Origin of the sequence: Massilia sp. 9I, assembly GCF_902506415.1 — a bacterium.
Classification (GTDB): Bacteria; Pseudomonadota; Gammaproteobacteria; order Burkholderiales; family Burkholderiaceae_D; genus Telluria.
This window is the reverse complement of sequence record NZ_LR733275.1, coordinates 1,071,040-1,084,639: the sequence shown is the minus strand read 5'-3', so window position 1 is coordinate 1,084,639 and position 13,600 is coordinate 1,071,040. Positions and strand designations below refer to the sequence as shown.

The window sequence follows — 13,600 nt, the reverse complement described above, 5'->3', positions numbered from 1 at the left end:
CCTGGTGGCCCCGCCCACCGACGTTTTGAAAGGCTACTATGTTCCTCCCCCAAGAAATCGTCCGCAAAAAGCGTGACGGCGGCATCCTGAGCGCCGAAGAGATCCAGTTCTTCGTGCGCGGTATCCCGGACGGCAGCACCACCGAAGGCCAGATCGCTGCCTTCGCGATGGCCGTCTACTTCAACGACATGACCATGGACGAACGTGTCGCCTTCACGTTGGCGATGCGCGATTCCGGCCTGGTCATGGAATGGAAATCGCTGGACCTGCCGGGTCCCGTGGTCGACAAGCACTCGACCGGCGGCGTCGGCGACGTGGTTTCGCTCATGCTCGGCCCGATGATCGCGGCCTGCGGCGGCTACGTGCCGATGATCTCCGGCCGTGGCCTCGGCCACACCGGCGGCACCCTGGATAAATTCGATTCGATCCCCGGCTACAGCACGGTGCCGGACCCGGAAAAATTCCGCCAGGTTGTCAAGGACGTGGGCGTGGCCATCATCGGCCAGACCGCCCAGCTGGCGCCGGCCGACAAGCGCTTCTACAGCATCCGCGACACCACGGCGACTGTGGAATCGGTGGCCATGATCACCGGCTCGATCCTGTCCAAGAAGCTGGCGGCGGGCCTCGACGCGCTGGTGATGGACGTGAAGGTCGGCAGCGGCGCCTTCATGCCGAGCTACGAAAAATCGGTGGAGCTGGCCGAGAGCATCGTCACCGTCGGTAACGGCGCGGGCACCCGCACCTCGGCAATCCTGACCGGCATGAACGAGTCGCTCTGCCACGCCGCCGGCAACGCCGTCGAAGTGCGCGTCGCGATCGACTACCTCACCGGCAAGTCGCGCCCGGCGCGCCTGCATGAAGTGACGATGGCGCTGTGCGCCGAGATGCTGGTCATCTCCGGCATCGCCGCGGGCGAAGGCGAAGCCCGCGCCAAGCTGCAGGCAGCGCTCGATTCGGGCGAAGCGGCCGAGCGTTTCGCGCGCATGGTCACAGCCCTCGGTGGCCCGGCCGACCTGATGGACAAGCCGGACGCGCACCTGGAGACCGCACCGGTCATCGTGCCGGCGCCCGCCCTGCAGGCAGGCTTCGCGACTTCCGTCGACACCCGCGGCCTGGGCCTGGCCGTGGTCGCACTGGGCGGCGGGCGCGTGCGTCCACAGGACACGATCGATTTCGCCGTCGGCCTCACCAACCTGGTGGAACTGGGCGACAGCATCGCGGTCGGCCAGCCGCTGGCGATGGTCCACGCACGTACCCAGGACGCTGCCGAGCAAGCGGTGCGCCAAGTGCAGGCGGCTTACCAGATCGGTGCTGAAACAGCAGCGGCCGAGCCAATGATCTACAAGACCATCCGTCCTTGAGGCTCCAGATGAAATACGACAAACTGATCGACGAAGCCCGCGCCGCACGCGAACTGGCCTACACCCCGTACTCGAACTTCAAGGTGGGCGCGGCGCTGGAAGCCAAGGATGGCCGCATCTTCCGCGGCTGTAACGTGGAAAACGCCTCCTACGGCCTGTGCAACTGCGCCGAGCGCACCGCCTTCTTCAGCGCGATCGCCCAAGGCTACAAGCCGGGCGACTTCAGCGCGCTGGCCGTGATCGGCCAGACCGACGGCCCGATCGCCCCGTGCGGCGCCTGCCGCCAGGTGATCCTGGAACTGGGCGGCAATGCGCTGCCGGTGGTGCTGACCAACCTGAAGGGCGACCTGTTCGAGACCACCGCGGCCGAGCAGCTGCCGAACGGCTTCGGCGGCTGGGACCTGAACAAGTAATGAACAAGTAAGATCGGCGGCGTCTCGCGACGCTGTTCAAGAAAGCGCTGTTCGCGGAAGACGCGGCAGCGCTTTTTTTTTCGGAATTTTCCGAATGCGCGTCACCGTTTCCATTCCGGTGGTCAAGTGCCTGATCCTTCTCAACAGCAACACCGCAATCCGGACGTGTAATCGCTGGAATGACTGTGCAATGCATGAAGGGAGAAGCCCATGTCAGCGTTTGACTCATTGTTGCGCTTTACCCAGGACACGCGCCTGATCCGGCTGACGACGTCCCTCGGTGAAGACCTGGTAGCCGAATGCGTCCATGGCGAGGAAGCCATCAGCCGCGGCTACTGTTTCCGGATCGACGCGCTGTCGCTGGACGCGCAGGTGCGCCTGAAGGCGCTGGTGGGGCAGCCGGCACTGGTGGAGCTACTCACGGCCACCAGCATCGATGCGCCACGCCCCTTCCACGGTTACATCACCGCCGCCGAGATGACGGGCGCGAACGGCGGCTTCGCGCGTTACGCGCTCACCCTCGAACCCTGGAGCCAGTTCCTGGCGCTCGGCCGCGACAGCCGCATCTTCCAGGACATGAGCGTGTTCGACATCCTCGACGTCGTCTTCGGCAGCTACGCCGGACGGGGCAGGATCGCGCCCGCATGGCGCTTCGAGCTGGCCGACCGTGCCGTCTATCCGAAGCGCAGCCTGACCACGCAATACCAGGAAAGCGACCTGGCCTTCGTCGAGCGCTTGATGTTCGAAGAGGGCCTGTTCTACTTCTTCGAGCATAGCGCAGACCCGGACAGCAGCACGCTCGGCGAACACACCATGGTCATCGCCGACCACAACGGCGCCTTCCAGCCGAATGCGCAGTCGCAGGTCGAGTTTACGCGCCCCGGCGCGGTGATGAAGGCCGACAGCATCGACCGCTGGCGTACCGAATCGCGGTTGCTGACCAATGCCATCGAGCTGGGCAGCTGGGACTACCGCACCGTGCGCCAGCGCCAGGTGGCGGCCGGTGGCGCCGGTGCGGACGGAATGCTGACCAGCCGCGATACGCCGGGACAGTACGCATGGGAGACCCGCGAGCAGGGCGAACGACTGGTGGAAAACCAGATCCAGGCCTGCGAGGCGGCGCGCCATGTTCACGTCGCGGCGGGGACTGTGCGCACCTTCGCGCCCGGAACCAGCTTTACCTTGAACGGACACGCGCGCTTCGATGCGGCAGACGGTGAGGACGGGCGCCGCTTCGTGATCACCGGCGTCACGCACCTGATGCATAACAACCTGACCGCCGACATGCTCGAGACGGTCGACAAGCTGCTGGGCCACAGCCCGCTTGCCACCGCGGCGACGGGCGAACCTGAGTTCAGGATGGCGCGCCAGCCTGGCGGCGAGCGTCCCTTGTACCGCAACCGCATCGACGCCATCCCCGCCAGCGTTCCATACCGCAGCACGGGACCGGAAGGACACGGACGCATCCTGCATCCGCGCCCGACCGTGCACGGCCAGCAAACCGCAATCGTGGTCGGGCCGCCCGGCGCCGTGATCCACACGGACCGGGACCACCGCATCAAGGTGCAGTTCCACTGGCAGCGCGGGGTGGCGAGCCACAGTCGCCTGACGCATCCCTTCGTGGATGGCCACACCGGCGCACCCGGCGACGACACGGCCGGGACCTGGGTCCGGCTCGCGACACCGATGGCCGGCGTGAACTGGGGCAGCAACATGGTGCCGCGCGTGGGGCAGGAAGTGCTGATCGATTTCATCGAAGGCGATATCGACCGCCCGGTCGTGATCGGCGCCTTGTACAACGGCCGCGGACAGCGCGACGCCCAGCACAACCAGGTGGCGCAGGGGCCGGGCTCAATGACCGGCAATGCGCCGCCCTGGTTCCCCGGCGAGGCAGGCGGGCACGGACACGCGGCGGTCCTGTTGGGCTTCAAGTCACAAAGCATGGGCGATAGCCAAGCCGGTACCGGGGCCTACAGCCAGCTTGTGTTCGATGACAGTCCCGGTCAGGCACGCATTGGGCTGCAATGTCATATGAAGCCCCACCAGGGAACGGCCGAACTGAACCTGGGGCACCTGACGCACCAGACCGATAACGAACGGCTGGCGACAGTGGGCTTCGGCGCCGAGCTCAAGACCGCGCACAGCCTGGCCATGCGGGCGGGGAAGGGGTTGCTGCTGTCGAGCGATGCGCGCCAGGGCGCCAGCGGCAGCCAGCTCGATGCGCGCGAGGCGGTATCCGTGATCGAGGACTGCCACCAGCTGCAGGTCGATGTGGCGACCCTGGCGCAGAAGCACAACGTCAAGCTCGAAGGCGAGCCGGCGCCGGAAGAGCTCGTGGCGGTAAAGGAGATGCGCCACAGCGCCGAGGTGATTTCTGCGACCGAGCAGGAGGCGGTTGCCTACAGCGAGCCGCATCTGCAACTGTCGAGTCCAGCGGGGATCGTTGCGACGACGCCGGCGGATGCGGTGATTTCAGCAGGCACGACCAGCAGCATTGTCGCGGGACAGGACATCAATATGGTCGCGCAGGGCAGTGCGTCCATGCTAGTCGCGAAGGGCATCAGCTTGTTCACGTACGGGAAGGCGACCAACAAGGACAAGCCGAATCAGGAGGTGGGGATCAAGCTGCATGCGGCGAGCGGGAAGCTGAGTTGCCAGAGCCAGTCAGGGCCGATGAGGCTGACTGCGGACAAGAAGATCACCGTGGCCAGCGTGACCAAGTCGGCGACGATTTCGGCGCCGAAGAAGCATGTGTTGCTGACGGCGCAGGGAGCGTACATCAAGCTCGAAGGCGGGAATATCGAAGTCCACGCGCCAGGCAATGTCGAGTTCAAAGCGAGCAAGAAAGAGCTGGCCGGACCAGTTAGCGTAGCCAGTCCAGAGTTAGCGATGAAGGTGGCCGAACTCAACATCAAGCGCGACCTTGAGATTGAGTACGTAGATGCAGACGGTAAGGTATTGACCGATGAGCCGATCGCAATGCGGTTTTCGAACGGCAAAGAGCAGATGGCTGTGCTGGACGGAAGCGGTAAAGCCGTACTCAAGAATGTACCCCTGGGCCCCTTCGGCGCCAAACAGCCGCGTCGCCGTTGAGGACACGTCAGAATTAATTAGTTGAAACGCTAGTCCATGTCATGGTGTGAAATATGGGATCCAACTCCGCAGCTTCCTTATCTGCCAAAGCCCAAACGGTGTGCATTGATCTGCCAGGTGAAAGTGTGCAGTGCTGGCGATCCACCGATAAGGTCCAGGTTGTTTTAAAAAAGCACCGTGACGTCGTCTTTGACTTAAAGCTTGGCTCGCAACGGAGCTATACCGTCGAATCGACCGGCTCCGATTTCTACGATGCAGAAAAAAAGAAGCTCGTAGCTGGGCAAGGCAAACAACGGGTACTGTTCAACGATGGAGAACGCTTGCATCTCTGGGTAGGGCGCAATTTCAGCGGCGAGCTGTTACTCAAGTCAGCTGGACAACTGATGATGAAGCTCGATCCAAGGAAGCTTGACGCAAAACAGTACGACGAATCACCCTCTACAAAGCCCGATCCAATCATTATTGCCATCGGAGGGTCTGCACAGGGAACTGATGCGCGAAAGACAGGTGCGATGCAGCACATGGCGAAGCAGCAGTTGTCGAGTCCAAGTGCCCAGGCTCGCCCGGTTGCAGCGACCGTAGACGACGAGTGGCCCATCGTATGTGTAATTGATACCATTCTGAAAGATTTACCCGCATGGATATGGAAAACGCTTGGGTCTGGGGGTGGCAAGTCGGGTCTTGCCGACTTGGATCCGAATGAAATTGCAACACGCAACTGGCTGCTTGGGCAGCTTGCAGGTGCCGCTGCTTATGCTGGGGACAATTGGGACTGGCTAAAGGCCAGCATAGACGGCAAAACCCACGCCGGGTTTAAACTCGTTAAAGCCAGGATTCATAAGGTAAACGAGAAAGTCAGATTTTATTTCTCCGGCTATAGCAAATCTAACGGCGTGTTCAAGCAGGGCGGTTTTGGTCCGGGCCATGAACGCGTCATGAATATCTTTTCAGGAGCCGGAAAGGTCAGCACCGCTGTTTCCGGAATAGGCAAGGGCGTTCTTAGTACATTCAAATCAAATGCCTTAGTTAGCTTTATCTTCGGAAGCGCGGCGGCGCTCGCTGAATGGAAAGCTGATGCAAGTAAGGATGGATATGATTTGACGGCTTCCTTGATGATGAACGTTGTGAAATCGGTTTTGGTTGCAGCGCTAACGACAGCAATAGTGACTTGTATAACGGCGTTTATTTTGCTTGCAATGGGAGCGAGTGTGTCAGTGCTTGCAGTTGGTGCGCTGACAATAGGAGTAGGAGTCGCAATAACTTATGCTGTTGATTTCGCGGACAAGAAATTGGGGCAGGCAGTCGGCGGAGAGGGAAATCAAGGGGGACTCTCTGAGGTGTTGGCTAGTCGAATCCGTCAGAACGTCGAATCAAATTGGTTGTATCTGAAGCGAAAGCTCCTGTGGGATTACGAGGAGGTAGCATTTTGAGAAATTTGGATGCTATCAATCCACAATGGATGCGTCCCTCCAGGTTCATCGGCACTTGCGCATGTATGCCAGTTCTGATCAGTTTGGTATGTCTGCCCCTTGCCTATGGTGCCGCGCCACGCATTCCGCTTATGGGAAATCTGGTGGCACAACTACTGTTTCTAGTTTTGGCGACTACGCTAATCCTAGCATTTTTCGCGTTAGCTCTGCGCTGGGGTTGGCAAGCAAGATATTACGGAATTTCCATAATTTTTGGGGCCAGCATTTCTCTCTTTTCCGTCGTTCCTTTGCTGACCTTGGTGATATACGGGAGTCTTGTGCAATGGCTCAAAGTATCTTTGTTGGTACTCCAGGTAATCAGTCACGTAGTATGGTGTCGAAAATTTTCGGTCCTGTACAAGAACGTTTTTGAAAACGATGCCCTCTGCAAGGTCATGTATGAGGAAGAGTCTGACGCGGTCTACTATATGCGTAATGGAGATCAATATCTCCTTGATAAATATTTTAAATTCTCGCAAATGCCGCCCGATAGGTATTTTGCGATATTTATAGTGCTTGCGCTCGCTTTAGTGCCGATGATGGGCAGTGTTCGCGATTTTGCGGGAATTCCTTTTCCTCATGTATTTCTTGCTGTAGCAATGGTCCCTGTAAGCTGGATGAGTTTCGGCTTCGCTTTTCGGGGTTATTTGGTGTGTTATCGATATCCTGCTAAGATCCGACGAGCTACCGGGAAAGAAGTGTTAGTTGATGCGGCAAGCAGGCACAAAGCCGTAGACAAAAAAATGTCTTCTGCAAAATCCTCTAAAAGAAATCTGGTTTGATCTTGGCTCATGGCACGCGGCGATAACCAGTATCGCTACATACGTTCATGTTTGCTGAGGAGTTCGATAGACTCGACAGTATCATGAGGGCTGTCGACTGAGCATAAGAAACAATGTCACATACATGATTCCAGCTGGCGCGTCGCGGTAACGCAGGTATGGTCAACGGTCGGGCTTATAGCTGCTTCGCAGCGGTCTTGAAATCGCTGCCACTTGCACAACATGCAGAGTAATCACGCTTTCGATGAGGAGCAACACCATGAGCCCATCCGACACACAAAAACTGCATGACTTCCTCGGCCAGCTAGTGCAGGCCCGCGGCATACAGAAAGACCCCGAAGCTGACGCACTGATCCAGCGTGCTGTCGCGCAACAACCTGACGCTGCCTACCTGCTGGTCCAGCGCGCGCTGCTGATGGAGCAGGCCCTGGACAGCGCCCGTTCCCAGATCGCCACATTGGAAAACCAGCTGCACCAGCAACAGGGCCAGTCGCAAGGCGGCGGCTTCCTCGACCCATACTGGGGCAACCGCCGTCAAGTCAGCCACCCGCAATCCCATCACATGCACTACCAGCACGCGATGCCGGGTTCGATGAGCCGTGGCATGGGCGGTTTCCTGCGCGGTGGCGGGGGAGGTGGTCTGCTCGGCTCGATCGCGGCGACGGCAGCCGGTGTGGCGGCGGGCAGCTTCCTGTTCCACGGCCTGGACAACCTGTTCCATGACCATGGCGGCGGCAATAGCGGCGCCCACCTGCTGGGTGGCGAAAACCTGTCAGGTGGCGACCTGTCCGGCAGCTCGCTGGCCGACCAGGCCGGCCTGAACGACATCGGCACCGGCGACAGCCTGCTGAGCAGTGACGACTTCGGTTCCGAAGGCAGTGGCGGCTTCTTCGACGGCGACGGTTCCGATGAGGGCCTGTTCGGCTAAGCCCTGCCCGAGAACGTCACATCTGCTGGAACAGGTGGCCGTGATTGCGGCTCACCTCCAGCTCGCCCGGGAAGTCGCGCAGCCGGACCATCTGGCGTCCGCGCAGGTCGCGGAACACTTCGGCGATCGCATCCACCCGCACCAGGGTCGAGCGGTGGATGCGCCAGAACTCGTCCGGGTCCAGCTCGTCCGCCAGCTCCTTGAGCGTCTTGCGGATCAGCAGCTGGGTGGTGGCCGTTTGCACGCAGGTGTACTTGTCGTCGGCCTGGAAGTACAGGATCTCGCGCGTACTCACCATGCGCAGGCTGCCGCCGACTTGCGCCTGGATCCAGCGCAGGTAGTTCGGCTTGGCCACGCCACCTTGCTTGAGCAGCGTGCCCAGTTCGAGCAGCTGCGCGCCGATGTCCTGCGGTGCGCGCTTGATGCGGGCGCGCAGGCGCTCGCAGGTGGTCTGCAGGCGCGCCGGGGTCACGGGTTTGAGCAGGTAGTCGATCGCGCCCTGTTCGAAGGCGTCGAGCGCGTACTGGTCGTAGGCGGTGGCGAACACGATGTGGCAGCGGTTGTAGAGCTGGCGCGCGGCGTCGATACCGCCCATGCCCGGCATGCGGATGTCGAGGAAGGCGATGTCGGGCTTGTGCTGCGCCGCCAGCTCCAGCGCTTCGGCGCCGTTGGCGGCTTCGGCCACGATGCGCAGTTCGGGCCAGGCTTCGGCCAGTCGCATGCGCAGCTGGTCGCGCAGCGGGGCTTCGTCGTCGGCGATCAGTGCAGTCACCGTCATTAGTCGAACTCCGTCATCCGGTAAGGCAGGCGGATCGAGGCGCAGGCGCCGCCGCCCGGTGGCATCTCGATTACCAGTTCGGCATCCTTCCCGTACAGCAGGGCCAGGCGTTCGCGGATGTTGGCCAGGCCGACGCCTTCGTCGGCGTGGACGTCGATGCCGATACCGTCGTCGCACACGTCGACATGCAGGGTCGCGCCTTCCACATGGGCGCGCACCGTGATGGTGCCGCCCGCTACTTTTGGCTCGAGCCCATGCTTGATCGAGTTCTCGATCAGGGTCTGCAGCATCATCGGCGGGAAGGGCGAGCTGCCGAGGAAGTCCGGCACCTCGAAGCGCACGGCGAGACGTTCCTTCATGCGCGCCTGCATGATCGCCAGGTAAGCACGCGACAGTTCGACCTGTTTGCCGAGCGTGCCGCCACCGCCGGCGCGCATCTGCGGCAGCGAGGAACGCAGGTATTCGATCAGGTGCGCATGCACGCGCGCCGCTTCCTTCGGGTCGGTCTCGATCAGCTGGCCGATCAGGGCCAGGGTATTGAACAGGAAGTGCGGTTCGACCTGGGCCTGCAGCGTGGCCATCTTCGCTTCCATCAGGCGACGTTCGAGCGTGGCCACGTTGGCCTTGTCGGACGCTTCCCGGGCGGTGAGTTCGGCGCGGCGCTTGCCGCCGGCCAGCACCTTCACGCCGAAGGACAGCAGGATGAACCACACCGCCGGTTCTGTCAGGTTGAACGAAATGCCGAAGACGAAAGCCAGGAACCAGGTCACGTACAGCTTGCGCCACTCGACCAGGGCCAGCCAGTCGAAGAAGCCCCACCACAAGGCGCTGGCTTCGCTGACGGCTTCGCGCACGAAGTCGAGTGCGCGGTTGATCGGGGCGGCGACCATGGCTTACTCCACGATCTGGGCTGGACGGCTGCCGAACAGGGCCGCGGCGAGGAATTTCAGCAGCAGGAAGCCGACGAACAGCGTCAGTGCGAGCGGGACGATGCTCAGGATCAGGGCCAGGCCGATCGAGACCGCCAGCAGCGAGGGCCAGGGCAGAGCGGCCAGGCTGCGGGCGCCCGAGCGCACGGCGCGGTTGGTCTTGCGGCCGATGTCTTTCATGTCAGCGATGAACGAATCGAAGCGGGAGGTTTTCATGTGTGCGTCCTTCGGTTGAGTTGATGACGCCACTTTAGGCCTTGGGTCCGCAACACGCCATGGCGATCCGACGAACGGTCGAAATCCCGGTTTTGGCGGTAATGTGGCGCGATAAACGGGACCGGCCTTATTACTTCCGGGGGAGCTTCGCTGCTTCCCGCTGTATCAATGCGAAGAACTTCTCGTCGGGCTGCGTTGCGCAAGCAGCAATGGCGGCGGCTGCGACGGCGCCGCTGTTGCGCGCATAAGGCATCTGCTGCGGTCCGGGCAGCGTGAACAGCACGGCGCCGATTGCCATCTTCACCACCTCCATGTCGCCGGGCTTGAACTCGGGGAAGGCAGTAGCGAACCAGGCCTTGTCGATATTGAAATCGGCGCAGGTCTTGTGCGGCAGTTCGGACAGCGTGTCCTTGCGAAAGCGGATCGGCACCAGCACTTCGCTCGGCGCCACGCCCGGCTTGGGCGGCGTGTAGGGATAGCTGCGGGCCAGCGCGAGCGCCGCGTTGTCCAGTTCGCGCGAGCGCGAGGATTCGGCGATCGTGACGCCAGCCGCCTTGCCTTCCGGGCCGACCTTGACGCGCACCACCGCGCGGCCCTGCACGCCGCGTGCGGCCAGGCCGGCAGGGTAGGCGGCATCCTTCGGATAGACCAGGGCGTCGCCCTCCATCATCTGAGTGGAGGGCTGGGCCAGCCTGTTGTCGGCGACGGCGGGTGTGGGTACGGACTGGGCGAATGCGCAGGGAAGGAGCGCGCCGGCCAGCAGGGCGATGGCAGGGCGCTTCATGCGCGCTTGGCCCGCGCGCTGCTGCGCTGGTCCCAGTAGCTGCGCAGCAGCCCGTAGTTGATGGTATCGGCCATTTCGCCGTGCACGAACCAGCGCTCCGGCATGTAGCCTTCCTTGCGAAAGCCCATCCGCTCCAGTACGCCGGCCGAGGCGGCGTTGCGCGGGTCGATGTCGGCTTCGATGCGGTTCAGGCGCAGTTCGTGGAAACCATAGTCGATGGCCGCCTCCAGCGCTTCGACCGCATATCCCTTGCCCCAGTACGGACTGCCGAGCGCATAGCCGATTTCGCAGCGGCGGTTCTGCGGGAAGAAGTGGTGCAGGTTCACGGTGCCGATCAGGGCGCCGGTTTGCGCCAGCTCGATGCCGAAGCGGACCTCGGACTGCTCGCGGTAGCTGTCGAGCGCACGCGCGATGGACTGTTCCGCGAAGGCGACCGAGGTCCAGGTTTCGGCGCTCCAGTAGCGCACCACGGCCGGATCGGAAAACACGGCGAACAGGTCGGCGGCGTCACCCGTCGTCATGGGACGCAGGGTGAGCCGTTCGGTAGCAAGGATGGGTGTGGGGTAGCTCGACATGGAGAAGATGATAGCACTGCCGCGCAGCTCAGGCGGCGGTGGCCACCGCCCGCACGACCATGTCGCCGATCAGGCGTTCGGCATCCTCGAAGTCGTCTCCGGTCAGTTCGGGCCGGCCCAGCACCAGCGTCATCTGGGCCGCGAAATCGGCGTAGGACTGCGTCATGGCCCACAGCGCGAACAGCAGATGGGTGGCGTCGACGCGCGCGATGCGGCCATCCGCCATCCAGCCTTCGAACACGTCGATGTCGCGGCGCAGCAGCGGCACCACGCGTTCGCGGATCTGGTCGCCGTAGAACTTGGCGCCGCCGATGACTTCCATCGCGTACACGCGCGAAGCCCAGGGCTGCTCGCGCGAGAAGCGCAGCTTGGCGGCGACGTAGGCGCGCAGGACGTCGGCAGGTTCCGCGCCGGGATCGGCCAGGTGGGCCATGCGTTCCAGCCAGTCGTCCAGCACGTCGTCGAGCACGCGCTTGTACAGGCTGTTCTTGGTGGGGAAGTAGTAGAGCAGGTTCTGCTTCGAGATGCCGGTGCGCTCCGCCACCGCGGCGATGCTGGTGCCCTCGAAGCCGCATTCCGCGAACAGGCGGGTGGCCGCGGCCAGGATCGCGTTTTCCAGCTTGTCGCGCCGCCTGGCGCTGTCGCTGAGCTTGTCGCTCGCTTGAATGTCCATGGTGTCCTCAGCGCTGGGCGCGCAGGAAGTCGCGTAGTTGCGGGTTGGCCGCATAGGCGGCATTGAAGCGGAACCAGATGCCCTTGGGTTCGCGCTGCGTGAAGAATTCGCCCGGCGCCAGCAGGATGCCGGCGCGCAGCGCGGCGTCGGCGATACTGCGGCCGTTCCTGGCTGCGGTGGGCGCGTCCTGCCAGCCGGCGCTGACGAACATGCCGCCGCGCGGCTGCGCCAGCGGCGTCATGCCGACCTCGCGCAGCGCGTCCACGGTGCGCTCGCGCGCGTCCTCGAGCTGGCTGGCCAGGCGCTCGACCATGCGGCGGTAGCCGCGTGTACTGGTAGCGTGGAACACGGCGCGTTCGTTGATCTCGGAGGTCGTCAGGCCCGCCACCATTTTCACGCGCAGCAGTTCCGGAATCAAGGAGCGCGAGGCGCACAGGGAGCCGACGCGTAGTACCGGCGACAGGGTCTTGGAAAAGCTGCCGACCCGGATCACCCGGCGCAGTCCGTCCATCGCGGCCAGCGAGGCTTCCGCGGGGGCGGCCAGCTCGCGGTAGATGTCGTCTTCCACCAGCCAGAAATCGTACTGCTCGGCCAGCGCCAGCAGGCGGTGCGCCTGGGCCGGCGAGAGCGAGGTGCCGAGGGGATTCTGCAGCACCGTATTCACGAACATCAGTTTCGGATGCAGCAGCGCGGCCTGGCGCGCCAGCTCGTCCATGTCCAGGCCCGACTCGGTGCGCGCGATCCCGACCGGGACGCAGCCGTGGTGGCGTACCAGCGACAGCAGGTTGCTGTAGCCGGGGTCCTCGACCAGGACCACGTCGCCCGGCCGCGTCAGGGTGCGCAGCACCAGGTCGAAGGCGTGGGTGGCGCCGTTGGTCAGCAGTATCTGGTCGGGCTCGACGGGGAACAGTTCGCTCGACAGGGTCGCGGCCAGGTGCTGGCGCAGCGAGGGGAAGCCGAGCGGGTGGCCGTAGCCGCGCAGGCGGCTGGCCGGGATCTTCATCGCGTGGCGGACGGCGTCGAGAATGGTGTTCTCGCCATACCACTCGGGCGGCAGCCAGCCGGCGCCGACGGGCAGCGCTTCAACCTGCCCACTATATAAGTCGGGGGCGAGGGCGTCGATTTCGGATTGCAGGCTGGGCTGGCACGGCGTGGGCGCGCAGGGCGCCTGCGGCAGGCTGCGGGCCACAAAAAATCCGGAACCGCGGCGCGAGGAAAGCAGGCCCAGCTGGAGCAGGCGCTCGTAGGCTTCGACCACCGTGAATGTGCTGACGCCATTGCACTTTGCGAATTGTCTAACCGATGGCATTTTCGTACCGGCACCGAGCTGGCGCTCGTTTACCATCGCCGAGATAGTCGCAACGATCTGGTCGACCAGGCTCCCGCGCCGGTTGCGGTCGATGGCGAGTAGCGGCCACGCCACACTTCGCGCCATACTGGTCCCTGATCGCAAGGTTTCAGAAGGAATGACCTCTGCTAAAACAGCTTCTTCCATTTCCACCACTCCAGTCCCGGGGTTGAACTGTACAGGCGGTGTCGCCTGTACGGTTGGTCGGTTTTGCCCTTGGTGTATCTGTGCCGGTGTTGCCTTGCTGACTA

General features: G+C 62.9%; 13 protein-coding genes. 6 read left to right on the top strand and 7 right to left on the bottom strand.

The features are described from left to right. Positions 1-38 precede the first annotated feature (38 nt). The 6 genes from deoA (at position 39) to GV068_RS04825 (ending at position 8,046) form a co-directional block, all read left to right on the top strand. A complete protein-coding gene (deoA, locus tag GV068_RS04850) occupies positions 39-1,361 on the top strand; it encodes a thymidine phosphorylase (protein WP_159696257.1) in 1,323 nt (440 codons plus the stop codon). An 8-nt stretch (positions 1,362-1,369) separates the two neighbouring features. Continuing rightward, complete coding sequence (locus GV068_RS04845) at positions 1,370-1,774, top strand: cytidine deaminase (protein WP_159696256.1); 405 nt, start codon at positions 1,370-1,372, stop codon at positions 1,772-1,774. Positions 1,775-1,984: 210 nt separating this feature from the next. Further along, positions 1,985-4,867, top strand: a complete 2,883-nt coding sequence (locus tag GV068_RS04840) for a type VI secretion system Vgr family protein (protein ID WP_159696255.1) — start codon at positions 1,985-1,987, stop codon at positions 4,865-4,867. A gap of 53 nt (positions 4,868-4,920) precedes the next feature. Beyond that, positions 4,921-6,297, top strand: a complete 1,377-nt coding sequence (locus tag GV068_RS04835; RefSeq protein ID WP_159696254.1) for a hypothetical protein — start codon at positions 4,921-4,923, stop codon at positions 6,295-6,297. Positions 6,298-6,362: 65 nt separating this feature from the next. Beyond that, on the top strand, positions 6,363-7,118 hold the full coding sequence (locus GV068_RS04830) for a hypothetical protein (RefSeq protein WP_159696253.1): 756 nt from the start codon (positions 6,363-6,365) through the stop codon (positions 7,116-7,118). Between the two features lie 259 nt (positions 7,119-7,377). After that, the gene (locus GV068_RS04825; protein ID WP_159696252.1) at positions 7,378-8,046 is read left to right on the top strand and encodes a DUF2076 family protein; all 669 of its coding nucleotides are present in this window, start codon (positions 7,378-7,380) and stop codon (positions 8,044-8,046) included. A 16-nt stretch (positions 8,047-8,062) separates the two neighbouring features. Here the strand turns inward: GV068_RS04825 and GV068_RS04820 are convergent, their stop codons facing one another. The 7 genes from GV068_RS04820 to GV068_RS04790 form a co-directional block, all read right to left on the bottom strand. Further along, positions 8,063-8,824: a LytTR family DNA-binding domain-containing protein gene (locus GV068_RS04820; RefSeq protein WP_159696251.1), complete on the bottom strand. Its 762-nt coding sequence runs from the start codon at positions 8,822-8,824 to the stop codon at positions 8,063-8,065. Beyond that, on the bottom strand, positions 8,824-9,714 hold the full coding sequence (locus GV068_RS04815; protein WP_159696250.1) for a sensor histidine kinase: 891 nt from the start codon (positions 9,712-9,714) through the stop codon (positions 8,824-8,826). The genes GV068_RS04820 and GV068_RS04815 overlap by 1 nt, the downstream gene beginning before the upstream one ends. A gap of 3 nt (positions 9,715-9,717) precedes the next feature. Then, on the bottom strand, positions 9,718-9,969 hold the full coding sequence (locus tag GV068_RS04810) for a hypothetical protein (RefSeq protein WP_229463750.1): 252 nt from the start codon (positions 9,967-9,969) through the stop codon (positions 9,718-9,720). 130 nt (positions 9,970-10,099) lie between these two features. Beyond that, positions 10,100-10,753: an energy transducer TonB gene (locus GV068_RS04805; protein ID WP_159696249.1), complete on the bottom strand. Its 654-nt coding sequence runs from the start codon at positions 10,751-10,753 to the stop codon at positions 10,100-10,102. Further along, positions 10,750-11,328: a GNAT family N-acetyltransferase gene (locus GV068_RS04800; RefSeq protein WP_159696248.1), complete on the bottom strand. Its 579-nt coding sequence runs from the start codon at positions 11,326-11,328 to the stop codon at positions 10,750-10,752. The genes GV068_RS04805 and GV068_RS04800 overlap by 4 nt, the downstream gene beginning before the upstream one ends. Before the next feature lie 28 nt (positions 11,329-11,356). Further along, the gene (locus tag GV068_RS04795; protein ID WP_159696247.1) at positions 11,357-12,001 is read right to left on the bottom strand and encodes a TetR/AcrR family transcriptional regulator; all 645 of its coding nucleotides are present in this window, start codon (positions 11,999-12,001) and stop codon (positions 11,357-11,359) included. Between the two features lie 7 nt (positions 12,002-12,008). Next, positions 12,009-13,436, bottom strand: a complete 1,428-nt coding sequence (locus GV068_RS04790; RefSeq protein ID WP_159696246.1) for a PLP-dependent aminotransferase family protein — start codon at positions 13,434-13,436, stop codon at positions 12,009-12,011. Between the last annotated feature and the right edge of the window lie 164 nt (positions 13,437-13,600).